Annotated in this window: 20 protein-coding genes and 1 riboswitch; of the genes, 19 read left to right on the top strand and 1 reads right to left on the bottom strand. The window is 55.3% G+C overall.

Annotated features, from left to right (window positions below; translation table 11 throughout):
* Positions 1–213: 213 nt before the first annotated feature.
* The 3 genes from J3482_RS03285 (at position 214) to J3482_RS03275 (ending at position 2,668) form a co-directional block, all read left to right on the top strand.
* Complete coding sequence (locus J3482_RS03285) at positions 214–960, top strand: nucleotidyltransferase family protein (RefSeq protein WP_146821513.1); 747 nt, start codon at positions 214–216, stop codon at positions 958–960.
* A gap of 69 nt (positions 961–1,029) precedes the next feature.
* Positions 1,030–2,028, top strand: a complete 999-nt coding sequence (locus J3482_RS03280) for a glycoside hydrolase family 15 protein (RefSeq protein WP_146821511.1) — start codon at positions 1,030–1,032, stop codon at positions 2,026–2,028.
* A gap of 91 nt (positions 2,029–2,119) precedes the next feature.
* A complete protein-coding gene (locus J3482_RS03275) occupies positions 2,120–2,668 on the top strand; it encodes a hypothetical protein (protein ID WP_206922055.1) in 549 nt (182 codons plus the stop codon).
* Positions 2,669–2,719: 51 nt separating this feature from the next.
* Here the strand turns inward: J3482_RS03275 and J3482_RS03270 are convergent, their stop codons facing one another.
* On the bottom strand, positions 2,720–2,950 hold the full coding sequence (locus J3482_RS03270; protein WP_236017849.1) for a DUF1653 domain-containing protein: 231 nt from the start codon (positions 2,948–2,950) through the stop codon (positions 2,720–2,722).
* Between the two features lie 99 nt (positions 2,951–3,049).
* On the opposite strand from J3482_RS03270, the gene J3482_RS21490 reads away from it, so the two are divergent.
* The 16 genes from J3482_RS21490 (at position 3,050) to J3482_RS03190 (ending at position 24,111) form a co-directional block, all read left to right on the top strand.
* Positions 3,050–4,102 carry a L,D-transpeptidase gene (locus J3482_RS21490; protein ID WP_206916047.1) on the top strand — a complete coding sequence of 351 codons (1,053 nt, stop codon included), beginning with the start codon at positions 3,050–3,052 and terminating at the stop codon, positions 4,100–4,102.
* A gap of 316 nt (positions 4,103–4,418) precedes the next feature.
* The gene (locus tag J3482_RS03260; protein WP_328702202.1) at positions 4,419–5,399 is read left to right on the top strand and encodes an AAA family ATPase; all 981 of its coding nucleotides are present in this window, start codon (positions 4,419–4,421) and stop codon (positions 5,397–5,399) included.
* The gene (locus tag J3482_RS03255; RefSeq protein ID WP_146821505.1) at positions 5,399–6,637 is read left to right on the top strand and encodes a DUF58 domain-containing protein; all 1,239 of its coding nucleotides are present in this window, start codon (positions 5,399–5,401) and stop codon (positions 6,635–6,637) included. The genes J3482_RS03260 and J3482_RS03255 overlap by 1 nt, the downstream gene beginning before the upstream one ends.
* On the top strand, positions 6,615–8,852 hold the full coding sequence (locus tag J3482_RS21485) for a transglutaminase-like domain-containing protein (protein ID WP_206916054.1): 2,238 nt from the start codon (positions 6,615–6,617) through the stop codon (positions 8,850–8,852). The genes J3482_RS03255 and J3482_RS21485 overlap by 23 nt, the downstream gene beginning before the upstream one ends.
* A gap of 2 nt (positions 8,853–8,854) precedes the next feature.
* A riboswitch (purine riboswitch) is annotated at positions 8,855–8,956 on the top strand.
* Positions 8,957–9,196: 240 nt separating this feature from the next.
* Positions 9,197–10,735, top strand: a complete 1,539-nt coding sequence (guaA, locus tag J3482_RS03245; RefSeq protein ID WP_206922054.1) for a glutamine-hydrolyzing GMP synthase — start codon at positions 9,197–9,199, stop codon at positions 10,733–10,735.
* 77 nt (positions 10,736–10,812) lie between these two features.
* Complete coding sequence (locus tag J3482_RS03240) at positions 10,813–12,186, top strand: NCS2 family permease (protein ID WP_146821600.1); 1,374 nt, start codon at positions 10,813–10,815, stop codon at positions 12,184–12,186.
* A gap of 165 nt (positions 12,187–12,351) precedes the next feature.
* A complete protein-coding gene (gene purB / locus J3482_RS03235) occupies positions 12,352–13,644 on the top strand; it encodes an adenylosuccinate lyase (protein ID WP_206922053.1) in 1,293 nt (430 codons plus the stop codon).
* A gap of 54 nt (positions 13,645–13,698) precedes the next feature.
* Positions 13,699–14,412: a phosphoribosylaminoimidazolesuccinocarboxamide synthase gene (purC, locus tag J3482_RS03230; RefSeq protein WP_146821497.1), complete on the top strand. Its 714-nt coding sequence runs from the start codon at positions 13,699–13,701 to the stop codon at positions 14,410–14,412.
* A gap of 56 nt (positions 14,413–14,468) precedes the next feature.
* Positions 14,469–14,732, top strand: coding sequence for a phosphoribosylformylglycinamidine synthase subunit PurS (gene purS, locus J3482_RS03225; protein ID WP_146821495.1), 264 nt, complete (start codon positions 14,469–14,471; stop codon positions 14,730–14,732).
* Positions 14,729–15,433 carry a phosphoribosylformylglycinamidine synthase subunit PurQ gene (gene purQ, locus J3482_RS03220; protein ID WP_146821493.1) on the top strand — a complete coding sequence of 235 codons (705 nt, stop codon included), beginning with the start codon at positions 14,729–14,731 and terminating at the stop codon, positions 15,431–15,433. The genes purS and purQ overlap by 4 nt, the downstream gene beginning before the upstream one ends.
* On the top strand, positions 15,402–17,633 hold the full coding sequence (gene purL, locus J3482_RS03215) for a phosphoribosylformylglycinamidine synthase subunit PurL (RefSeq protein WP_146821491.1): 2,232 nt from the start codon (positions 15,402–15,404) through the stop codon (positions 17,631–17,633). The genes purQ and purL overlap by 32 nt, the downstream gene beginning before the upstream one ends.
* Positions 17,634–17,704: 71 nt before the next feature.
* Positions 17,705–19,168, top strand: coding sequence for an amidophosphoribosyltransferase (gene purF, locus J3482_RS03210; protein WP_438938564.1), 1,464 nt, complete (start codon positions 17,705–17,707; stop codon positions 19,166–19,168).
* The gene (gene purM, locus J3482_RS03205; protein ID WP_146821489.1) at positions 19,155–20,180 is read left to right on the top strand and encodes a phosphoribosylformylglycinamidine cyclo-ligase; all 1,026 of its coding nucleotides are present in this window, start codon (positions 19,155–19,157) and stop codon (positions 20,178–20,180) included. The genes purF and purM overlap by 14 nt, the downstream gene beginning before the upstream one ends.
* A gap of 71 nt (positions 20,181–20,251) precedes the next feature.
* On the top strand, positions 20,252–21,832 hold the full coding sequence (gene purH / locus J3482_RS03200; protein ID WP_146821487.1) for a bifunctional phosphoribosylaminoimidazolecarboxamide formyltransferase/IMP cyclohydrolase: 1,581 nt from the start codon (positions 20,252–20,254) through the stop codon (positions 21,830–21,832).
* Positions 21,833–21,850: 18 nt separating this feature from the next.
* Entirely contained in the window at positions 21,851–23,137 is a 1,287-nt protein-coding gene (gene purD, locus J3482_RS03195; RefSeq protein WP_146821485.1) for a phosphoribosylamine--glycine ligase, read from the top strand.
* 71 nt (positions 23,138–23,208) lie between these two features.
* Positions 23,209–24,111 (top strand): EamA family transporter, encoded by a 903-nt coding sequence (locus J3482_RS03190; protein ID WP_206922052.1) that lies wholly within the window; start codon positions 23,209–23,211, stop codon positions 24,109–24,111.
* Positions 24,112–24,585: the final 474 nt, after the last annotated feature.

Here is a 24,585-nt window from a genome sequence, read left to right as displayed (position 1 = left end):
GAAACCGAGCAGGTAACATGATGGTTATGCACAGGCGCTGCCTGTGCATTTTTTATGCCCTTACAATTCCAGCGTAACGAATCAGCGTATAGCTAGATCATATAATTTTCTGTTTTTTATTTGAATGAAAGCGCATACCTCCGTCATAGTGCGAAGGAGAAATTGATATACTGCCACATCACAAGATTTCACGAGACGATAAGGGGGCTGGATATGAAGGCTGTCATCATGGCTGGGGGTAAGGGGACCCGTTTACAACCTTTGACGAGGCTACTGCCAAAGCCGATGCTGAAATTGCTCGATAGACCCACAATGGAGTACATTGTGGAATTGCTCGCCAAACACGGATTTGACGACATCACGATTACCGTTTGTTATCTGGCGGACGCAATTCGTAACTACTTCGGTGACGGCCGTGCATGGGGTGTCCAGATTCGTTATCAGGATGAGCCTGTTCCCTTAGGTACAGCAGGTGGTATCCGGGCGCTGCATGCACACCTCGACCAGACCTTCATTGTGATGAGTGGCGACGGCTTGACGGATTTTGACCTCTCCGAGGCCATGCAAAGCCATCGTCGCAGCCGTGCACTGGCTACCCTGGTTTTGACGCAAGTGGCATGCCCGCTGGGTTACGGCGTTGTCGAGTTTGACGCCAACGCCAATATCACCCGGTTCGAAGAGAAACCGGATGTGTGGAACCGGGATAGGTCTTATTTTGTGAATACTGGGATTTACATTCTTGAACCAGAAATCCTCCATTTTGTTCCGCCGGATCGGCCGTATGATTTTGGCCGTGAATTATTTCCGGCCCTCCTTCGCAAAGGCATCCCATTGAACGGACACGTCGCCACTGGATATTGGTCGGACGTCGGAACGCTGCAGCAGTATTATCAGACCCAAATTGACATGATTAACGGTCGTGTCCATGTCAATCTCCCGGTCGAAGTCGCGGTCCGCTAAGATATGGGCCCAATTTGATCACACCCTCCACCCTCCCTGTCTAAACTGGTAGGGAGAGGAGGGTGTTTCATGCGAGACCAAGTGCAGCAGGTTTTAGACACGCTACGGCTGGCAAATGGCCTTTATGTGGCAAGCCCTTCAAACACGTACCATTATGTTTGGATTCGAGATGTTTGTTATATCGCGCTGTCGGACATTCATCGCGACAATTCAAGATTTGAGGAGACGTACCACTGTCTGTTCGATATTTTCCGCAAGTACAAATGGAAATTAGCGTATCATGCGACCCATAAGCCGCATGAGGCATTCGAGTACATTCATCCACGTTACACAGCGGACACGCTGGAGGAAGTCCACGAACCTTGGGGCAACGCGCAAAATGACGCAATCGGCGCCTTTTTGTTCGGCGTTGGCGAAGGTTTGCGACAGGGGCGAGCGATGCTCCGGGACGATGAGGACAAATTGATCCTTACGCTACTTGTTTCGTATTTGATTACGCTGGAATACTGGCACGACGCCGACAATGGCATGTGGGAGGAGAACCGGGAAGTACATGCGAGCAGCATAGGCGCCTGCGTAGCGGGGTTGTTTGCGATTCGCCCGTTCGTCGACGTCCCGTGGGCAGCGATTCAACAAGGGCTCTGTGCACTGTACCGATTACTCCCGTCTGAAAGCGGTTCCAAAGAGGTGGATATGGCTTTGCTTAGTTTGCTGTATCCATATCGGCTGCTACCCGCCCGGATGTCGGAAATGATTGTCGAACGCGTGGAAGGAACACTTTTGCGCCGACACGGAGTCCTTCGCTATCTTGACGATAAATATTATGCACAACAGGGGCAGGAAGCAGAGTGGTGCATGGGCCTGCCTTGGTTAGGCATCTGCCACGCACTGCTTGGCCATCGCGAGGAGGCATTCGCCTATTTGGCCCGCGCTCAGGAACAAATGACGGCAGACTTCAAACTGCCTGAACTCTATCAACCCATAACCGAGACACCAAACGAAAACACGCCACTCGGCTGGTCACAGGCCATGTGGTTGATTTTGTATGATATGCTATATGATAGTTGAGATTCATAGGGATGGATGTTGTGCATGTGGCCTGAGTTCGCGACTGGTTGCCTGCCGACACGCCTTGTGTAGCAGGTGAGGAGAGGTGTATGTGAGCGGTTTACCTCCGAGTATCGGGTTTCATCTCGTGCTGGGTATGATGTTTGGTTTCTTAGCGTTGCATCTCGCCTTTGCCGTCATCCTGTACTTGCTGTTTGCGACGGCGCAGTATTGTATGTTCCGCAAGGCGAAAGTGCCGTTACCCTGGCTTTCATATATTCCAGTTGCAAACCTATACCCGCTTTTTCGAACGACTCGCGTGACAATGTGGAACTGGTTGTGGTTGTTGGCACCCGTGGTTGGGGGAATCGCGATTTTGTTGTGGCATTGGGTGGGCGTCGCCATTTGTGCGACTGCCCTCATTTTCTACTTCATCGCGGCGATTCGCTGGCAAGTCCGGTTATTCAAGGCGTTTGGGATGAGCCCCTTGTGGCTACTCGGCCTCATCGGATGGCTGGTTCCCTATCTCTCTTCGCTGGTCTGGATAGGTTTCGTGGTCCTGTATTGCATCATCGGGTTCCATTCGGGCATTCGCTATCGCCCATACTTCGATTGGGAGGGCGGCGGTCCACCGTCGGATAAGGATCCGCCAGCAGTTTGATTTGGCCGTGGATACCGCGCTCCTGCCGGCGCAGGCCGCCACGTCGGCGGCCTAGTCTGCAAGGGGCTGGAATCGTGGCACCACCTGGCCGTCTACCTCGACGGTTTCAAAAAACATGTCGTAGGGGCGAATCCAGATGTCCCCCGTCTTCGTGGCGTACACCACATACCATTCTTCGGTCTCACTGTGTCGTCCGATGGCGTGATAGGTGTAAAGTCCGCCTTTGTAATGCCGAAATATTTGGCCGGGGCGTAGCGTTGACATTCGTTCCTCGGGGCTCATGGTTGACCTCCTTCCTTCTCTGTAACATTGACGCCATGTGCGTCGTCAGATAGTTTAAGAGATAGCTGAATGGTTGTGGGCGTAAGGATTGTGATGAGAGTGCAGAAAGACGGAATCTATTTGAGTCGTGTTGTTCGGTGCGCACTTGCTGGCGCGGTGGTCGTGAGTTGCGCGGCCACTGTCGGGTGCAGCTCAAAGCGGGCGGAGCAACCGTTGCCGCAATTGAAATATAGCCGCGTCGTTGCGGTCAACGCGATAAAGGGTGTCGAAATTGCGTTTAACCACCCTGTTTCGCAGATGACTTGGGAACAAGGCACAACGGTACACCACACGGCCTTGAAGAAACCGTCGACCGATGTTTGGGTGCCTGCAGCGCTCGTGCAAGGGACTACCTATCAAATTGTGGTGAAGCAAGCCGCTGGACCTCAATCAAAACCGCTTCGCAAAGCGGTGACACTGCAGGGTGAAACTGCTGCGCCACTGACGGTGACGACGAATCCAGGGGTGTGGCAATTTAACGTGCCAGCCCAAGGGCCATTCACATTTACGTTTAGCGCACCTGTCGCAAATCCATCACAATTGACTCAGGATATCCATTTTACTCCGAATGTGCAAGGTAAAGTTGAGTGGACGAGCCCCACGACTGCGGAATTTATACCGGACAAGCCATTGTCGCCGACGGAAACCGTACAGATGACGCTCACTGGTGGGCCACAAGGACCTGTGAGCAAGACGGGGCAGTACTTGCAGGACACCTCTATCGAGCGCCCGTTTATTGTGGCCAGTGATGAGCAAGTGGTTGTTCGCGAAACGTCGCCGGAAACGTTAACGCTTTATAAAAATGGCAAGCAGATTTTTAAGTCGCTATGTAATACAGGGGTCACGGGAGCCGCCACTGCGCCAGGCCAGTATTACGTTCACGCGAAAGAGCTATCTGCTACGATGAGTGGTACAGACCCGGATGGAGAGACTTATCACATCAAGGGCGTGCCTTATGTGATGGACCTAGTTGGGAATACGGCGATTCACGGATATCCGCGCAAAACATATGGCTATCCTCAGAGTAATGGGTGTGTCGAATTGCCTATCAAAGCCGCGAAGAAACTCTATCAACTTGTCAAAATCGGTACGCCAGTCGTGATCCAAAAGTGACCCGTTTTCAAATGCGGGTTGACGTTCCTTTAATTGTTAGTGGGCGGTCGTGTGATGAGCGCGTTTAAATTTGCCATGATAGGCGCCAAGGCGGTAGGGACGATTTTATCCAGTACCCGCCTTCGCCAGCGGCACCGTATGCGTCCTCTAGCCTCTTGAACCAATTCCCTATCTGTTGTCAATTTTCCATAGCTTGTAAACTAGCAATTTGGTAGGATAGAGCACAAAGACTACGTGGATGTAAGGTGTTTGGATATGTCGTCGGCAAAGCACATAGCATTTCGCAGACAAAACATGTCGGATAGGGGTCGGAAGTGTGACGGAGACAAATACAGCTATCACGTTTGATGAGTGGAATCCAAAAGTTGAGCCGGTCATTCAAAACATTCGCAAGGTGATTGTTGGCAAGGACGAAGTGATTCGCCTCGTGTTGACGGCGCTGTTAGCCGGGGGACATTGTCTGATTGAAGATGTGCCGGGAGTGGGGAAGACGATGTTGGTGCGGGCGACTGCCAAAACTTTGGGGTGTCACTTTCGCCGAATCCAATTCACGCCGGACCTATTGCCCTCCGATGTAACGGGCGTTTCGATTTACAATCAGAAAACGCAGGCGTTTGAGTTTCGTCCGGGTCCGATTTTCGGGCAGGTAGTTTTAGCGGATGAAATCAACCGGACTTCGCCTAAGACGCAATCCGCCCTCTTGCAGGCGCTGGAGGAGCACAGCGTGACAGCCGATGGGGAAACGTATGCGTTGCCTGCGCCTTTCTTTGTTCTTGCCACCGAAAACCCAATTGAGTTTGAGGGAACTTTTCCGCTTCCGGAGGCCCAGTTGGACAGGTTCCTGTTGAAGTTCCAAATGGGCTACCCGTCTGTGGAAGAGGAACTGCAGATTCTCAAAGGGCAACAGCGCCGCCACCCGATTGATGAGATAGATGCTGTGGTGGAGCCAAAGGACATCTTGGTATGGCGAACATCGGTGCGGGACGTGCGTGTCGACGAGGAACTACAAAAGTATATTGTCGCGCTTGTGCAACAGACCCGAACCCTTGCTGATGTCTACCTCGGGGCGAGCCCACGAGCGAGTCTCGCGTTGTTTCGCGCGGCCCAGGCGTTGGCGTTTATTGCAAATCGGACGTATGTCATACCAGACGACGTGCGCTTTTTGGCCCCCTATGTACTCGGCCATCGCCTGCTGTTGACGGCTGATGCTCGGTTGTCCGGCGTGGATGTCGATACGGTGGTCAACCAATTGCTGAATGTCGTTCCTGTGCCAACGACGCAAGGAGCGCTCCGCTGATGCGCGTGCGCGTGGGTCTCACTGCACTCATGACGGTTCTCGTAATGGGGGGCCTCTTTTACTTTGGGATGGTCACAGGCGGTTTTTTCGCTTGGTTTTTGTTTTACTTCTGTTTGGCCCTGGCGGCATACGAGTGGTTGACCCTTTCAGCGTCGCTGGTGGGGATGCGGGTTCAAAGGCACGTATCGGCGCATCGGTTGACAGCAGGACAGAGTTTACAAGTTCGTGTATTGGTGGAGCGACAGGCGATGTGGCCGCTATTTTGGTTGCGCATTCATGAGCAACTGCCGTATCGCTGGTTGTTTCAGACATCGGGTCTCGACCGGATTCACGTACCGCTTTGGCGGCGTGCCATCGACTACGGGTATACCGTTTACCAGCTTCCGCGTGGCGTCTATGAATTGATGGAGATGACGGTGGAAACGGGGGATTTGCTCGGTTTTGTACGCGTACATCGCACATTTGCGCAACCAGAGCGCATCATTGTCTACCCGAAAGTCGTGCCTGTGCGCGGTTGGGCCGGCACGGCACCCGATGAGTATGGCGAACGCCAGCCGACCCACCGCAGGAGTGAGGAGTCCAGCAACGTCATTGGCGTTCGCGAGTTTGTGCGCGGCGATAAGTTGAACCGAATCCACTGGCCGATGACCGCGAGACGCGGCATGTTGTTGGCCAAGGAATTTGAGCAACATGTGACCTCGGAGTTTATGTTTATTCCGGACAACACGACGGCATCGTATACGGGGGATGCGCACGGCTCGCTTAAGTTCGATGTCGCGATGTCGATAACCGCTTCCCTCATTCGCAATGCGTATGACAATCATCGTAAGTTCGGCATGGTCGTCCCGGCAGATGCGTACCTGTCTTTTCCGGCGGGTCTCGACGGCGCGCTGCTCGCACGCTGTCTGGAGGCGCTCGCAGCGATGCAGCCGCAAAGTCCGCGCGATATTTTGTCGTTTCTGCAGCGCATCGCCGACGATGCCAACCGGGGCACCCTGTTCGTGGTCGTTTCGCCGAGGCTTGATCAGCCGATGGCGGTAGCCCTTTCGCACCTCATGCGACAGGGGCGCGTGCAATTGTTTGTGCCCGTGACGGAAGAGCGGCTGACAGACGCCAAGCGTCTGGGGTACGAACGGTTGTCGGCGGCTGGCATACCAGTATATCTCATCCGCAATGTCGATCAACTGTCCTTCTTGCGCAGAGGAGGTGTGTCTGGTGCGACGGTTTCGTCACACTAAAACCATCGAACGGACCGTTCACGCACTCTTGTGTGCAGTCTGGTTGGAAAGTTTTTTTGGACCTGTGGCGAACTTGGGCTTGCTGAACGGCCCGAAGACGTTTCTTTTTCCACTGCTCGTCTTTGTGGCGGCCGCCATCGTCCATCGCTGGTGGGCGCACGTGCTCGGTGCGCTCATCGCCTGTTACGGATACGTGGTTTATTTTTGGCGCCCAGATGAGGATTCGCTAGGGTTTTCGCTGATTCACATGCCAGCGATTCTCGTTCGTCAGGCAGTGGCGGCAGTCCGCGGCGGTGGTCTGCAAGATCCCCTACAGACCTGTTTGTTTGTCTGTGGCCTCGCTGTCGTCTTTTGGCTGGTCACTTATGCCAGTTATCGATTGCGCCTATGGATGTTTTACAATGTGCTCGCCCTTGTCGTGTTGGGGGCGATTGACGGCAATACGAACGTTCATCCGAATGTCGCCCTCGTCGTGGTTTCCATAATTTTTTTGGCCATTTTGGGATTAAACCAACTGCGGCGCGTGCGTGCGTTTGCCGCGGACAAGTCACGGGTCGACATTCGCTTTTACACGCCCGTTCTCGGGCTTTTGGCACTTTGTCTGTTGGTCGGGTTCACGACACCAAAATCTCCCGCAGTGTGGCCCAATCCGTTTCACCGTACCGCATCCGGTGGCGGCACTGGCGTGCAGACGATTGGTTACCAACTGGATAACAGTCATCTGGGCGGATCGTTTGTCACAAATAACACACCGGTTCTCGCCGTAGAAAGTCCGTACCCGACTTACTTAAGAGGGCAGACGCTGACCGATTATACCGGGAAGGGGTGGGTGTCCTATGCGCCGCTGACCGATGCCCAAATGGCCGAGCAGACGGTTGGGCAAAAGATTTCAGGCGTTGAGGGTTATACGTTTCACGACCTGCCGACGGTCTCTTTTGATGAGACAATCACCGTCCAATCGGATAGCGTCGATACGAGCGATCTCTTCGGAGGATATCGTATCGACAATGTGCTAAGCCTGCCTGGCGCCTACCATGGAGCATTTTCTGTCGATCATGTACAGGGTAACATTCATGCGCCAAAGCTGCGCAAAGGGCAAACCTATCAGGTCAAGGTAGAGGAATTGCGGGCACCGTACGAGGAACTAGCGAAGGATACGACGTCTGTTGCCCGCGTCGCGTCGCAGGCGCCACGAAACATTCAGGACGCCGACTTGGAGTTGCCCGCTAGCCTTCCAACTGACGTGAAGACTTTGGCGCAACAGGTTGTTGCACAGGCCGGTGCCAAGACAGAGTATGCGGCGGTTTCTGCGCTGATGGAGTACTTGCAGGACAACTATACTTATCAGACCTCCGGTGTGCCTGTACCCGGGCCACACCAGGATTACGTGGCACAATTTCTCTTTCAGAGTAAGGTCGGGTATTGCAACAACTTCTCCTCCGCGCTGGCCGTGATGTTGCGCACGCTGGGCGTGCCGACGCGCTGGGTGACTGGATATGCTGCAGGGACCCCAGATTACGGGAATTCATCGGCGAACCTCAACAGCTACACTATTACCAACGATGATGCGCATTCTTGGGTAGAGGTGTATTTTCCCACGTACGGTTGGATTCCGTTTGACCCGACACCGAACTTTCAGATGCCCTTCGCCGCCCCGAAGGATGCAGGAAGTACAACACCAGATTCGTCGACCTCGGCACCGACGCCTGCCAAGCCTCAGGTGCCGCCCCAGCACCCGGAGCAGCCGGATGTTCAGCAAGGCGGTCAAGGTGGCAATGGGTTGCGTATCGTCATCGTTGTGGGGCGCGTCGCGCTGTGGGTGGCTGTAGGCGTGGGGGTCGCCGCAGCCGTCGTCCTGATGGTTTGGCGGCGCCGGATGTTGTATGCGCGGTTGGAGCGTCAGTGGGGGCGTGACCCGTTGCGAACCTTTGCTCGCGTATACGCCCTTTTGCTGCGCGCTCTGCGTCGCAGGTACCAGTTGAAGCAGTCGCTGACCGTCCGGGAGTTGTGGCCGTTTGCCGCGCGCGTTGGCATTGCAGAGGAAGAATATCAGACCTTCGTGCAGACCGTTGAACGCGTGTTGTATGGGGGCGGGGAAATTAGTGGGTTGGATGCGGCGACCATGCAACAGACGAGTATGAAATGGCTGCGTCTACTCTATCAGTCGAAAAGCCGACACAAATCTCCAATTGACGACATAGAGCCGCACAGGTAGAATGAGTGCGTAATTTGGAGACTCGTATAATGCCGGGGATATGGCCTGGCAGTCTCTACCGGGCAACCTTAAATTGCCTGACTACGAGGTCGGTTTTTCATTATCAATTGCGCCAAGCTGCGTCCAGCGAGCTCGGCAGCTTTTCTATTGCTGCCTGGTTGTGGCCGTCGTTTGCGAAAAGGCCGACCTTCGTATCTGTTTTTCCATTTTTCTGGGAACCCTATGGGCAACCTAGGAAAACAGACCACGAGGGCGGCCTTTTTTGTTGCAGTTGAACATTAAATAACCACCTCAAGGGGGTTCCAACGTGGGTTGGACCTCAAAATAGAAAGGGAAGTGCCAGCATGTCACAGCATGAAGTCGTCGTCGTCCTTGATTTCGGCGGCCAGTACAACCAGCTTATCGCGCGACGAATCCGCGAACTCAACGTATTTTCCGAACTGCTACCGCACGATGTGTCCGTTAGCGAACTGCGTGCCAAAAACCTCAAGGGAATCATCTTCTCCGGTGGCCCGAAGAGCGTTTTTGCGGAGGATGCGCCGAAGGTAGACCCAGCGATTTTCGAGTTGGGTGTCCCCGTTCTCGGCATTTGTTATGGGATGCAGTTGATTGCGCACACCTTTCACGCCGATGTCGCCCGTGGTGCAGTTCGTGAGTACGGACGCGCAGACTTGGAAATTCAACCGGGCGCTTCCAAGTTGTTCGCGGGACAGCCCACACTGCAGCCAGTGTGGATGAGCCACAGCGACGTCGTCACGCATGTGCCAAAAGGGTTTCAGCTGGATGCCAAAACCACCAGCGGCACAATTTCAGCGATGAGCGCGCCGGACAAAGCTGTTTACGCGGTGCAGTACCACCCGGAAGTACATCACAGTGTTCATGGCATGGATCAACTGCGCCAGTTCGTCTTTGACATCTGCGGTTGCAAAGGCGATTGGACCATGCAAAACCTGATTCGTGAATCGGTGGACAAGATTCGCGAAGCGGTTGGCGACAAACGCGTGTTGTGCGCGCTGTCTGGTGGGGTCGATTCCTCCGTGGCGGCCGCCCTCGTCCATCGCGCAATCGGCCGCCAGCTCACGGCTGTCTTTGTCGATCACGGCCTCCTGCGCAAAGGCGAATCGGATGCGGTGATGGAAAATCTAGGTGGGCAGTTGGGGATTGACGTCGTGCGGGTTGACGCATCTGGACGATTTCTTGGTAAGTTGTGCGGCGTGTCTGATCCCGAGCGCAAGCGGAAGATCATCGGCGAAGAGTTTATCCGCGTATTTGAAGCGGAATCCGACAGACTGGGCCCCTTTGCTTACCTTGTGCAGGGCACGCTGTATACGGACATCGTCGAGAGCGGAACGAAGACGGCTGCGACCATCAAGTCGCATCACAACGTCGGCGGATTGCCTGAGGATGTGCAGTTCGAGATTATCGAGCCGCTTAAGGAACTGTTTAAGGATGAAGTGCGGCGACTTGGTGAAGAGCTGGGACTTCCGAGTGAATTGGTCTGGCGCCAGCCGTTTCCTGGTCCGGGACTCGCCATTCGGGTGATGGGGGACATCACAGAAGAGAAACTCGCCATTGTCCGCGAGTCCGATTACATTCTGCGCCAGGAAATTGCGCAAGCTGGGTTAAATCGCGAAATTTGGCAGTACTTCACGGTGTTGACGAGCAATCAAACTGTCGGCGTCATGGGTGACGAGCGGACGTACGCATTTACGCTTGCCATTCGGGCTGTGGTATCGCAGGAGGGCATGACAGCGGATTTCGCCCGCATCCCTTGGGACGTTCTGGCGCGCATCTCCACGCGCATCGTCAACGAAGTGGACGGCATCAATCGCGTAGTGTACGACATTACGTCGAAGCCACCAGCCACCATTGAGTGGGAATAAAGAGACCACGGGGGATCCGTTAGGGGAGGCAAAGTTTCTTGGCCGTACATCAAGAGCACATAGAAGAGCAAGGGGTATTGGGACGACTGTTCCGCCTTCGCGCGAACAACACTACCGTCGGTCGTGAAATCGTCGCGGGCATTACGACGTTCATGGCGATGGCATACATCATCTTTTTGAATCCAAGTATCCTCTCTGGCACGGGGATGGACGAGCGGGCGGTCTTCTTCGCGACTTGTGTCGCGTCGGGCCTCGTCACATTGCTGATGGGCCTGTTTGTCAATTACCCAATCGCGCTGGCGCCAGGTATGGGGTTGAACGCATATTTTGCCGTCATTGCGGCCCAAAACGGTCACGGACCAGGCCATATGCCGTGGCAGGACGCACTGGGCGCTGTCTTTATCTCTGGTATTGTCTTTATTATTTTGACATTGACTCGAATTCGGCAAATGCTTGTCGTCGCGGTGCCGGATTCACTCAAGGCGGCTATCACCGTCGGTATCGGTCTGTTTATCACGATGATTGGTTTTAAAGATGGTGATCTTATCTCGATGTCGTTCACGGGCGCCCAAAATGCGACCTATAAGCCGAATGACATCATCGATAACTACAGCTGGCAGCCGAACTTAGGGTCGTTGCACAGCCCACAAACCGATTTAACGTTGATTGGCGTGCTGTTGATAGGGGCATTAATGGCGCTGCGTATCCCCGGTGCCATGATTATCGGCATTATTGTGACGACGTTAATTGGTATCCCGATGGGCGTTACGTCACTCTCGGGTCTGCACGGATCGTGGTTGCCGAACTTCAGTGGTCTGGAAGTTGGCTCCCTCAGTCTGACCGGCATTTGGCACTACGGGTTAGTGAGCGCGTTATTCACGTTTACGTTCGTAGAGATGTTCGACACGTTTGGCACGCTCGTCGGTACGGCGAGCAAGGCTGGGCTGTTGGAAGGCGACACAGGGCACAAGCGGCTGGGCCGCGCCATGTTGGTCGACGCGTTTGGCGTCAGTATCGGTGCGTTGCTGGGGACGAGTACCATTACGGCGTTCGTCGAGAGTGGCTCCGGCGTCGCCGCTGGTGGCCGCACGGGCTTGACGGCCGTCACTACAGGCATCTTGTTCTGGATTGCCCTCATCTTGGCGCCGATTGCGTTGGTCATTCCTGATCAGGCGACGGCACCGGCGCTGATCATCGTCGGCGTGTTGATGATGGGCGCGGTTCGCAACATTGAGTGGGAGAACATCGGCATCGCATTGCCGGCGTTTTTGACGATTATCGCGATGCCGCTGACATATAGCATTAGCAATGGCATTGCGGTTGGGTTTGCATCGTTTGTCATCATCGGATTGATTCAGATGATCTTCCGCCGCGAGCACGTGAAAATTCACTGGCTAATGTACATCATCGTCATTCTCGCGATTTGGCGTTACGTGTTCTACGTGAGCTAAGCGAGGGGGAATTCGGCGTTTTGCGAGGGAATACCGCAGGCGCCGATTCTTTTTCGCTGAATCCGCCAGGAAATCCGAACGTTTTATATGGAATTAAAATTAATGTTCGGATTCCGGGCGATTCGTGTTAGGATATGAGTGAAGTGAGAAAGAGGAGGACCAACTTTGATTGATCGCTACAGTAGACCTGAAATGGCGCGCTTATGGACTTTGGAAGCTCGAATGAAATGGTGGCTCGAAGTTGAAATTCTGGCGGTGGAAGCATGGGCGGAACTGGGTGTCATCCCGGCGGAAGACGCCAAAAAGATTCGACAGAATGCCAAGTTCGACGTCGACCGGGTACTCGAAATCGAGCGGGAGACGCGCCACGACGTGGTCGCCTTTACTCGTGCTGTTTCCGAGTCACTGGGTGAGGAGAAAAAGTGGGTTCACTACGGTTTGACTTCTACAGACGTCGTCGATACAGCGCTTTGCGCTCAATTGCTCGAGCCGATGGCACTGATTCGAAACGATTTGGAGACGTTGTTGGCGACGGTGAAAAAGCTGGCGCAAGCGCACAAGTTCACGGTGATGATGGGGCGTACGCACGGCGTGCATGCGGAACCGACGACTTTCGGCCTCAAGGTGGCGCTTTGGTACGCCGAACTGACACGCGACCTCGAGCGGTTTGACGCCGCGTGTGAACGCATGCGGTATGGCAAGATCTCGGGGGCGGTCGGCACGTATGCGAATGTTGACCCGCGCATTGAAGAGAAGGTATGTGCGCGGCTAGGGTTGAAACCGGCTCCTATCAGTACGCAGACGTTGCAGCGAGACAGGCATGCGGAGTTTATGTTCACGTTGTCGTTGATTGGCACGACGCTCGACAAAATTGCGACGGAGATTCGCGGTTTGCAAAAGTCGGAAGTCCGTGAATTGGAGGAACCGTTCTACAAGGGTCAGAAAGGTTCGTCCGCCATGCCGCACAAGCGCAACCCGGTTTCCTGCGAGCAGATTTCCGGCCTGGCGCGCGTATTGCGAGGGTATGTCGTGCCGGCGTTGGAGGATGTCGTCTTGTGGCACGAGCGCGACATCAGCCACTCGTCCGTCGAGCGCGTGATTTTGCCAGATGCCACGATTCTGGTCGACTACTTGCTCAATCGGATGAATCGCATTCTCACAGATTTGCATGTCTATCCGGAAAATATGCGCCGCAATATGGATAGGACACATGGGCTCGTCTTTTCGCAGCGGGTGCTCACGGCCTTGATTGACAAGGGGCTGTCGCGTGAAGCCGCCTATGATACGGTTCAGCCTTTGGCGATGCAGGCGTGGGAAGAAGGAACGTCGTTCAAACAGCTGGTCGCGAGTTCGGAAACGGTGCGAACCTATTTGTCACCATCGGAGATTGATGATTGTTTTGATCCGAGTTGGCACATCAAGCACGTGGATACGATTTTTGAACGACTTGGCCTGTAATACTCGAACCTGGCTTTCACATTCCTGGCTTTCACATTGAAGGGGAGCGATGAGATGACGGTGGAGACGCTGCTGTACGAAGGAAAGGCGAAGAAGGTTTACGCGACGGATAAGGCTGATGTGGTGAAGGTCATCTATAAGGACGACGCCACGGCGTTTAACGGGGTCAAACGCGGGCAGATTGTCGGCAAAGGCGCCATCAACAACCAGATGAGCAACCTCTTGTTTACCTACCTGTCGGAGAACGGCGTACCGACGCATTTGATAGAACAAATTTCAGCGCGCGAGACGCTGGTAAAAAAGGTCGACATCATCCCGATTGAAGTCGTCGTTCGCAACCTTGCCGCGGGGAGTTTTTCGAAGCGGCTCGGTGTTCCGGAGAGCACGCCGCTGCCTCGGCCCATCGTCGAGTTCTATCTTAAAAACGACGAATTGGGAGACCCGCTGATTACAGACGATCACGCCCTCGCCCTCGGCCTTGCCACCGCATTGGAACTAGACGTGCTTCGGTCGCAGGCGCTTCGCATCAATGCGCTTCTACAGGCCAAGTTCGCGGCATGTCAATTGATTCTGGTGGATTTTAAGCTTGAGTTCGGAAAGGCGACCGACGGGGATATCGTCCTCGCCGACGAAATTTCTCCTGACACTTGTCGCTTGTGGGATATGGAGACGCGCAAAAAATTAGACAAGGATAGATTCCGTCAAGATTTGGGGAATGTCGAAGACGCGTATCAAGAGGTTTACGCGCGCATCACGGCCATTTTCTGAGAGACTTGTGAAACAGCACACATCGCATACCGCATACCGCGAAAGGGGTCACCGACGTGAAAACGTACGAAGTTGAGGTTCGCATCTGGCTCAAACCATCCGTTTTTGATCCACAGGGGCACGCTGTAGAACAAGCCTTACACACATTAGGTTATGCAGAGGCCAGTGATTTGCGCATTGGCAAATACATGCACTTGACAGTTCAAAGTGCCTCTCTGTCCGAAGCACAGACGCGCGTTGAGGAGATGTGTGAACGTGTGCTTTCGAACCCGGTCATGGAAACGTACGCGTACACACTCAAGGAGGTCGCCCTTTCATGAAGTGGGCTGTGATTGTGTTCCCGGGATCGAATTGCGATGAGGACGCAGCTTTTGCCATTCGCGAGGTGACGGGCGACGAAGCACATCTTATCTGGCATGACGCGCGTGACCTGTCTGATTTTGATGCGATTGTGCTACCGGGCGGTTTTTCTTATGGGGATTATTTGCGAAGCGGTGCTATCGCCCGCTTTTCACCGGTGGTGGAAGCGGTCAAGCGAGAGGCTCAGAAAGGCAAACTCGTCCTCGGGATTTGCAATGGTTTCCAGGTGTTGACGGAGTCACACCTGTTGCCGGGCGCGTTGTTGCGCAATGACAATTTGCAATTCCGTTGCGAGATGACCGAATTGGTCGTCGAAAACAACCAAAGTCCGTTTACCGCCGACTATGCCATCGGGGAGCGCATTCGCATTCCGATTGCGCACGGTGAGGGGCGGTTCGTGGCGGATGATACGACGCTCGCAAAACTGCAAGCTGACCGTCGCGTGGCCTTCACCTATCATGCGAACCCCAATGGTTCTGTACAAAATATTGCCGGAATTCTAAACCTGCAAGGCAACGTTTTAGGCTTGATGCCACATCCTGAGCGAGCTGTGATGGAGTGGATGGATTCGGTGGATGGACGCCGCATGTTTCTCTCGATGCACCGTTATATGAAGGAGGCACGTGCCCTTGTTGGAGCCAACGGCAGCGCAAATTCGTGACGAGAAAATCTACCGGAAACTTGGACTGACAGACGCGGAGTACCAGCAAGTGGTCGAGAAATTGGGCCGCCTGCCCAATTACGTCGAAGCGGGTATTTTTGGTGTGCTGTGGTCGGAGCACTGCAGTTACAAGAGTTCGAAGGCGCATTTGCGCAAGTTCCCGACGACCGGTCCGCAAGTCTTGCAGGGGCCTGGAGAAAACGCTGGCGTGGTCGATATCGGCGACGGCTTGGCGGTTGCGTTCAAGATGGAGAGTCACAATCACCCGTCGGCGGTGGAGCCTTACCAAGGTGCCGCAACTGGTGTGGGTGGTATTTTGCGCGATATTTTTACGATGGGCGCGCGGCCGATTGCGTTTCTCGACAGCTTGCGGTTTGGCTCGCTCGAAGACGGTCGGACGCGGTACTTGTTTGAGCAGGTCGTCGCCGGGATTGGTGGCTATGGCAATTGTGTAGGCATCCCGACCGTTGGCGGCGAGGTTCAGTTTAGTCCAACGTATCGCGGAAACCCGTTGGTCAATGCGATGTGCGTCGGATTGCTCAAACGCGACGAGATGGTCACAGGCACGGCGACGGGCGTCGGCAATCCAGTTTTTGTCGTCGGTGCGAGAACAGGCCGTGATGGCATTCACGGTGCAACCTTCGCGTCTGCGGAAGACCCACACGAGAAAGAGCGCTCTGCGGTTCAAGTGGGTGACCCCTTCCTCGGCAAGCTCCTGATGGAAGCGTGTCTCGAACTGATTGCATCAGGTGCTGTGGTGGGCATTCAGGATATGGGTGCGGCAGGGTTGACGTCTTCCAGCGCGGAGATGGCCAGTCGCGCCGGCGGCGGGATTGAGATGAATCTGGATGATGTGCCGGTGCGCGAATCGGGCATGACGCCATACGAAATGATGTTGTCTGAGTCGCAGGAACGCATGCTCGTGGTGTTAGAGCGCGGTCGTGAAGAAGTTGCTTTTGAAATCTTTCGACGCTTTGGGCTGGAAGTTGCCAATGTCGGTCGCGTGACCGACGACGGTCGTTTACGCCTCTTCTTCCGAGGTGAAGTCGTGGCGGACATGCCCGTGGCGGCGTTGGTCGACGAGGCGCCCGTTTATGAACGGCCGATTGCGGATTGGAAGCCACCCGTCCCACAGTTTGTTCCTACGACGCTTGCGATTTCTGAGGCGTGGATGCAACTGCTGGCGCATCCCAGCGTGGCGGACAAAACGTGGGTGCATCGCCAGTATGATACGTCCGTACGCGCTTCTACAGTTCTTGGTCCTGGTCACGACGCGGCACTCGTCAAGGTGCCGGGAGTGAACAAGGCGGTTGCGATGGCGACGGACGGCAACAGCCGCTACGTCTATTTGAATCCGCGACGCGGTGGACAGATTGCTGTGGCCGAGGCGGTTCGCAACCTGGCTGTGGTCGGCGCGAAGCCGCTGGCCATCACCAATTGTCTCAATTTCGGCAACCCGGAGAAACCGGAAATTATGCGTCAATTGAGCGACGCCATCGAGGGGATGGCCGAGGCTTGTGAGGCGCTTGGAACGCCAGTGGTCAGCGGCAATGTGAGTCTGTACAACGAGACACGTGGTGTCGATATTCAGCCGACACCTGTGGTCGGTGCAATCGGCGTGATGGACGGCATTGAGCATCGCGTGCCGAGTGCGCCGAAAAGTGTTCTGGAACCGACGGAACTGTGGGTCTTAGGGCGCGAGGATGACTCGCTCTCGGGGACGCTGTATGGCGAACTGGTCTGTGGTGGACCGGCCGGTGACGCGCCGTACGTGAATCTTGCACAAGAGGCACGCTTGCACCAGTTGTTGCAACAAGTCGCAGGCGCACGCCTGGTGGCAGCGGCGCACGACGTCAGCGAAGGGGGTATCGCCATCACACTGACGGAAATCTGCATCGCATCGGGAATCGGTGCAGAAGTGGAGGTCGCCGATGGGGCTGACGCGCACGGCTGGCTCTTCTCTGAGGCGCAGGGCCGCGTCTTGGTCGCAGTCACTTCGGCGAATGCCGATGCGCTTGCGCGCCTCGCGGCAACCTTTAACGTGCCAGCCAGGAAGATGGGCGAACTCACTGGCGAGACCCTTTGCGTTAAGCTGCAAGGCGCGCTTCTCGTAGAATTACCTCTCAACGAACTGGTGGCCACGTATGAAGGGGCCATCCCATCATTCTTTGTCGCTGAGCAACTGACTGCCACTCACTAAGTGACGCGTCCGGGGCAATCTGCCCTGGACGGATTTGCGTGAACTGCCGAGACGAAGGGGAGGACCTTTGCGTGGACAGCATTCTGATAGAGACAGAGAAACTGGACAGACCGCAGGAAGAGTGTGGGGTCTTTGGTATCTATGGGCACCCGCAAGCTGCGCCGCTCACCTATTACGGACTCGTGGCACTGCAGCACCGCGGCCAAGAAGCCGCCGGGATTGCCACGACGGACGGAACGAATATGTACAGTCACAAAGGGTTAGGGTTGCTCGCCGACGTGTTCAAACACGGTGAACTTGAAGGACTCTCTGGTCACGCGGCCATTGGGCACGTTCGCTACTCCACAGCGGGCGCGAATACATTGCAAAACGCGCAGCCCATCACGTTGAACACGCACGCGCGGAATTTTGCCATCGGGCATAATGGCAATTTGGTCAATGCTAAATGGCTTCGTATTCGCCTTGAACAAGAAGGCAGTCTATTTCAGACGACGACCGACACGGAGGTTATCGCGCACCTCATCGCCAAGGCTGGCGCACAAGATCTGACGGAAGCTGTCGCATCTGCAGTGCAACAGATTCAAGGTGGATTTTCGGTCGTTATCCTGGGCAACGACGAGCTTATCGCCGCGCGTGATCCGCTAGGCTTGCGCCCGATGGTGCTTGGCCAACTAAGCGACGCGTACGTCGTGGCGTCTGAGTCGTGTGCGCTCGACACCATCGGTGCGGAATTTATCCGCGACATCGAGCCGGGAGAAATGATTTGCATCGACGCTCAAGGCCTGCACGCCAGTCGCTTTGCCACGCGCCGCGCACGCAAGATGTGCACGTTTGAGCATGTCTACTTTGCGCGGCCGGACAGCGATGTCGACGGTTGGAACGTACACGCGGTTCGCAAACGGCTGGGTCGCATCTTGGCGGAGCAGTACCCCGCAGACGGGGATATTGTGATTGGCGTGCCCGACTCGAGCGTCTCCGCTGCGGCTGGATATGCGGAGGCGAGTGGACTGCCGCTGGAAACGGGTCTCATCAAGAATCGCTATATTGCCAGGACGTTTATCCAGCCATCGCAGGAGCTGCGCGACGTCGGCGTGCGACTGAAGCTGAATGCGGTGCGGTCGATTGTCGAGGGGAAGCGTGTCGTCTTAATCGACGATTCGATTGTGCGCGGGACCACGTCGCGGCGCATTGTTCGATTGCTTAGATCTGCTGGTGCGCGCGAAGTTCATGTTCGCATCTCCAGCCCACCGTACGTGAGCCCTTGTCACTATGGCATCGATACGGCGTCAGAGGGGCAATTGATTGCCGCCAACAACACGGTTCAGGAGATTTGTGAACTGATTGAAGCCGATAGTCTGCATTTTCTCACTGTGGATGACTTGATGGCCGGATTCGGCTTCGTGAAAGGTGACGCGGTCCCCTTTTGCAATGCGTGTTTCACGCGAAACTATCCAACGGCGCTGATTGACCAGTCCCTCAGTTCACCCCATCACGAGCTCGTCCATGTAGGAGGTGCCACAGTTGGATCTCTATAAACAAGCGGGCGTCGACATCGCCGCCGGCAATGCTGCCGCAAACCGCTACAAGGCACTCGCTCAGAAGACAAAGCGCTCGGGCGTGCTCGGTCAGATTGGAGGTTTTGCCAGCGGGTTTGCACTTGATCTTGAAAAGTATCCAGAGCCTGTTCTCGTCTCTGGAACAGATGGCGTCGGCACCAAACTGAAGGTGGCGTTTGCGGCGAAGAAGCACGATTCCGTGGGCGTGGACTGTGTCGCAATGTGCGTCAACGACATCCTGACCGTCGGCGCGGAGCCCTTGTACTTCCTCGATTATCTGGCGACGGGCAAGCTTGATGTCGACGTTGCGGAAAGCGTCGTTTCCGGCATCGCGCGCGGGTGTGAACTCGCTGGCGCGGCGTTGGTTGGCGGCGAGACGGCAGAGATGCCTGGGATGTACCAGGAAGGCGAGTACGATATTGCTGGGTTCACCGTCGGCGTGGTCAATCGGCCATCGATGATCACGGGGGAACAGGTACAACCGGGGGACGTCATCCTTGGTCTCGCTTCGAGTGGATTGCATAGCAATGGTTACAGCTTGGTTCGCAAGTTGATTGCGGATGCCGGGCTGGGATGGCGTGACGTGTTGCCGGGGGATACAGTGTGCGTGGCAGATAGGCTGTTGACGCCGACGCGCATCTATGTCAAACCGATTCTCCAATTGCTGGCTGCTGGACTGCCTGTGCACGCGATGGCGCATATTACAGGTGGTGGGTTGAACGAAAACCTGCCACGCGTTCTGCCGGAGGGAACGGCGGCGCTGATTGATGCTGCAACTTGGCCTCGCGAGCCTGTGTTTACGTGGCTGTTGGAGCAGAGTCAAATGACCTTCACGGAAGCCACGCGCGTTTGGAACATGGGGATTGGTTATATCGTCGTCACCAGCCTTTCAGCAGTTGACCAAGTGACCAAACAACTTGAGGAACAGGGGGAGACGGTCTATCGAATCGGTGAGATTGTGGCCGGTACGCCCGCTGTTCATTTTCGGTGAGTCGCTGTTCGCAGCTTGCTGCGAGTTACGATAAAAAGTCGCCGCATGGGCGGCAAAGGAGTGGTGGATTCGTGCAGAAGTGGGCGCTTGTAAGCGTATTTGAGAAAGCGGGTATCGTGCCATTTTGCCAGTCGTTGCAATCACTCGGATTCGGCATTTTATCGACGGGCAATACCGCAAAACATCTGGCGGAACACGGACTCGAAGTGACGACAGTCGAATCTTATACGGGGTTTGAGGAAATTCTCAACGGCCGCGTGAAGACGCTGCATCCACATATCCATGGCGGGCTTTTAGCTCGTCGCGACAATGCGGAGCACTTGGCGCAACTCGAGAAATTCGGCATCGAGTTGATAGACCTAGTCGTCGTCAATCTCTATCCGTTCGAGAAAACCATCGCCCGCCCTGACGTGACCGAAGCGTTGGCCATTGAGATGATTGATATCGGTGGGCCGTCGATGCTCCGATCCGCGGCGAAAAATCACGAATTTTGCCTTCCCGTGGTCGATCCCGCCGATTACCCGCGCGTCCTCTCCGCTTACGAAGCGGGTGGCCCAGACCTGACATTGCGCCGCGAACTGGCACGCAAGGTCTTTCAGACCACTGCGCGTTACGATGCCTTGATTGCCGACTACCTAGCGCGTTCGGCGTCGACGACCGCGAACGAACCGGACGACACAGTTGCGCAGCGCAATTGGCCATCGACGTTCCAAGTTGAAGGCATTTCCAAGCAAGCGCTGCGCTACGGCGAAAATCCTCATCAGGCAGCGCATTTCTACATAGAATCGAACGCCAGTATGGCGACCATCGCGCAGGCCAAGCAGCTGCAAGGGAAGGAACTGTCTTATAACAACATTCAGGATGCGGATGCGGCCCTCACGATTTTGCGTGGCTTTGACGATTTTCAAATGCCTGCAGTCGTCGCTGTCAAGCACATGAATCCTTGCGGCATTGGCATTGGCGCGACGATTGACGAGGCTTATACGCGTGCGCACGAGGCAGATCCGGTTTCCATATTCGGCGGCATTGTGGCACTCAACTGTCCAGTGGATGCGCAGCTTGGCGAACGGCTTTCAAAATTGTTCCTGGAAATCATCATTGCGCCTGATTTCTCCGCCGACGCCAGAGCGATTCTACAAAAGAAGAAAAATCTGCGGTTGTTGACGGTCGACATGAAGCAACCGCTGTGGGCGCCGGGTGCGACCACGTGGAAACGTGTTTCCGGTGGCTTCCTGGTGCAGGAAGTCGATCAGGCGACGCAGCCAGCATCGTGGAACGTCGTGACCAAACGCCAGCCGACAGGCGCCGAGGATGCGGCTTTGCGGTTTGCCTGGCGGGCTGTGCAATACGTCAAATCGAACGCCATTGTCCTCACCAACGAGGTGCAGACGCTTGGCATCGGCGCAGGGCAGATGAATCGTGTCGGTGCGGCGAAGATTGCGATTGAACAGGCGAGATCGAAAGCGAAAGGGAGCGTTATGGGGTCGGACGCCTTCTTCCCGATGCGAGATACGGTGGAAGTAGCTGCAGCAGCTGGCGTCACGGCGATTGTGCAACCGGGTGGCTCATTGCGCGACGAGGAGAGCATTCAGGCTGCAGACGAGTTCGGCATTGCGATGGTGTTTACCGGCGCGCGCCACTTTTTGCACTGAGGAGCGGAGGAACACGAGATGAAGACATTGCGGAATTACCCGCGCGTCGCCGTCATTGGACAGGGCGCGCGGGAACACGCGATTACGTGGAAGTTGGCGCAAAGTCATTTGGAGCCGGTGTTGTACGCGTTGCCGGGGAATCCAGGGATGTGGGAATTGGCTGCGAAAGTGGATATCCCGCTTCGTGAACACGCAAAGATTGTGGAGTGGGTTCAGGCGGAGCAAATCGACTTTGTCGTCATTGGGCCTGAGCAGCCACTGGCCGAGGGGTTGGTGGATGTGTTGCAGGATGCAGGGATTCCGGTATTTGGCCCAAACCGCGCTGCAGCGCAGTTGGAGGCCTCGAAGTCGTTTGCGAAAGACGTGATGCGTCGCGCCGGTGTGCCAACCGCGCGCTATGAGGTGTTCACAGAGGTGGCCCCGGCGCAGGCGTTCGCGGCTGAACTGGGTGCGCCTGTGGTGATTAAAGCCGACGGGTTGGCAGCCGGCAAAGGCGTCGTTGTAGCCCAGACGTTGGCGGAGGCGGACCGTGCTATCGCCGATATGCTAGAGGGGAATCGGTTTGGTGCGTCTGGACACAAGGTCGTGATCGAAGAATTTTTGAGAGGCACCGAAGTGTCGCTGATGTACTTTGTCGACGGAAATACGGTTGTGCCGATGATTCCAGCGCGTGATTTTAAGCGCGTCGGCGATGGGGACACAGGTCCAAACACTGGTGGCATGGGCGCGTTTGCACCCGTTCCCTCGTTTCTCTCGGCGAACTGGACCGCGTTTGCGACGGAGCGGATTATTGAACCGACGGTTCAGTATCTAAAGGCCGAGGGTATTCCGTACAGGGGCGTTCTGTATGCGGGACTGATGGTGACACAGGAAGGGCCTAAGGTGATTGAGTTCAATGCTCGTTTTGGAGATCCGGAGACGGAAGTGGTTCTGCCGCTACTGGAGACGGATTTGCTTGAGATTATGTGGGCCGTCGCGCACGATGAACTGGGTGATGTGGCTGTGCGCTGGTATGAGAAGGCGGCTGTGTGCGTGGTGCTCGCGGGGGGCGAGTACCCGGCAAAATCGGACAGTGGCACGCCGATTGAACTGGCATCTGACTGGCCGTCGGGCGTTTGCGTTTTTCACGCAGGAACGGCGCTCCGTGGTGACCAACTTGTTACCGCAGGCGGACGTGTCCTGACGGTGAGCGCTGTGGCACAGGACATTCCGGCGGCGATTGAGTCAGTTTATGGTGCATTGGATGTCGCACGCTTTAGCGGGATGCAGTATCGCCGCGACATCGCAAGTCATTGGCAGCAATAATTCCTTTTGGGTATCATACTTCTTGTTGGAAAGCCGGGCTGTGACCCGGTTTTTTCACGAGGAGGATTGGTATGGCCTTATACATGCTTATGATGCTGATTGCTGGGTCGTGTTACGGGTTTGTCTCGCCAATTTTGCGGCTGGGCTACGCGCATGGGTTCAGCGCGTCAGTGATGACAAATATTCAATATGTGTTGGCGTTCGCCGTCCTCTGGATTATTGCGCTTGTCACGCCGCGCGGCGCCAAAATCAGTGGTCGGCAGTGGCTGTTGATTTTGTTTATTGGCCTTTGTAATGCTTCCGTGAGTTACTGTTATTATCGGGCGCTCACCATACTTCCGGCGTCGTTTGGCATTATTCTCTTGTTCCAGTTCGCTTGGATGACGGTGGTCCTCGATATTATCATCAAGCGTCAGTGGCCGAATGTGGCCAAGTGGACAGGGCTTGTCATCATTCTGGTCGGAACCGTGCTGGCAGTCGGCATGAAGGGTGGCGAGTGGCAGCACATCCCGCTCTGGGCGGTTGGCTTGGGGCTGTTGTCGGCGTTGTCGTATGCGCTCAATTTGTACATGTCTGAATATAACGATCCCGCCGTCTCCCCCCAACTTCGCTCGGCTCTGGTGGTTACGGTCGCCATGCTGCTGATTTTCATCGTGTTCCCGCCGGGATCGACCATTCATGCCATGCTTCATCAACCTTCGGTTTACTATTGGGGCGGATGGGTCGCATTGTTGAGTCAAGTTCTGCCGACGGTACTGATGCTGATTGCCATTCCGCGCATCGGCGGCAGGATGGCTGGCGTCCTTGGCACCATCGAACTGCCGACCGCTGTCTTTGGCGCCTGGATTATCAACCAGGAATCTATCACGTGGCTGCGCTGGCTCGGTGTCCTGCTCATTCTTTTTGGCATTCTCGTCAGTGAAGTCATCCGCAAGCGGCCAAAGTTGCAACACCGTGAACGCCGTCCGGCCTAACGCCGTGTATTTCGCCGCCTATCCCTTGCCGAGGACATATCCGATGTTGGATAAGCTCCCAGGTGAGGCGAGGCGGCTGGCTATGGCTGGCTATGGCTGGCTATGGCTGGCTATTGAAAAAAGGCGTTATCTATCGGGATGTCCGCGTGAATGCGCGATATCGGTATGATGTGATGTGTGCTTCGTCCCTTAGGACATTTCTTGTGAAATTCTACCCAGTAGGATGTATATCCGTTTCCACATTTGATTACCCTTTTGAAAAGACATAGCGCTATTTGTCGATTCGACCAAAAAAATGTCGAGTTGTGTTTGACATGTTTTGAAGCTCGTGTTATATTAGTTCTCGCCGCTTCAAGCGGTGCTGTCCGTAAAGCTTTTGGTTCCTTGAAAACTGAACACACACGCCTAAAAGTTTCGGTCGACGTGACCTTGGTCACAGCGACGATGGAAACACAAGTAACAACGCCATTTTTT

It is taken from the genome of Alicyclobacillus suci (assembly GCF_017329615.1).
Classification (GTDB): Bacteria; Bacillota; Bacilli; order Alicyclobacillales; family Alicyclobacillaceae; genus Alicyclobacillus; species Alicyclobacillus suci.
The sequence above is the reverse complement of the archived record's forward strand: the minus strand, read 5'-3'. Positions and strand labels throughout refer to the sequence as shown.

What these genes read in the sequence shown, in the direction of transcription:
- J3482_RS03285 (WP_146821513.1), top strand. Translation starts at nt 214, where the DNA reads ATGAAGGCTGTCATCATGGCTGGGGGTAAGGGGACCCGTTTACAACCT.
- J3482_RS03280 (WP_146821511.1), top strand. Translation starts at nt 1,030, where the DNA reads ATGCGAGACCAAGTGCAGCAGGTTTTAGACACGCTACGGCTGGCAAAT.
- J3482_RS03270 (WP_236017849.1), bottom strand. Translation starts at nt 2,950, where the DNA reads ATGAGCCCCGAGGAACGAATGTCAACGCTACGCCCCGGCCAAATATTT.
- J3482_RS03255 (WP_146821505.1), top strand. Translation starts at nt 5,399, where the DNA reads ATGCGCGTGCGCGTGGGTCTCACTGCACTCATGACGGTTCTCGTAATG.
- guaA (WP_206922054.1), top strand. Translation starts at nt 9,197, where the DNA reads ATGTCACAGCATGAAGTCGTCGTCGTCCTTGATTTCGGCGGCCAGTAC.
- purC (WP_146821497.1), top strand. Translation starts at nt 13,699, where the DNA reads ATGACGGTGGAGACGCTGCTGTACGAAGGAAAGGCGAAGAAGGTTTAC.
- purQ (WP_146821493.1), top strand. Translation starts at nt 14,729, where the DNA reads ATGAAGTGGGCTGTGATTGTGTTCCCGGGATCGAATTGCGATGAGGAC.
- purD (WP_146821485.1), top strand. Translation starts at nt 21,851, where the DNA reads ATGAAGACATTGCGGAATTACCCGCGCGTCGCCGTCATTGGACAGGGC.
- J3482_RS03190 (WP_206922052.1), top strand. Translation starts at nt 23,209, where the DNA reads ATGGCCTTATACATGCTTATGATGCTGATTGCTGGGTCGTGTTACGGG.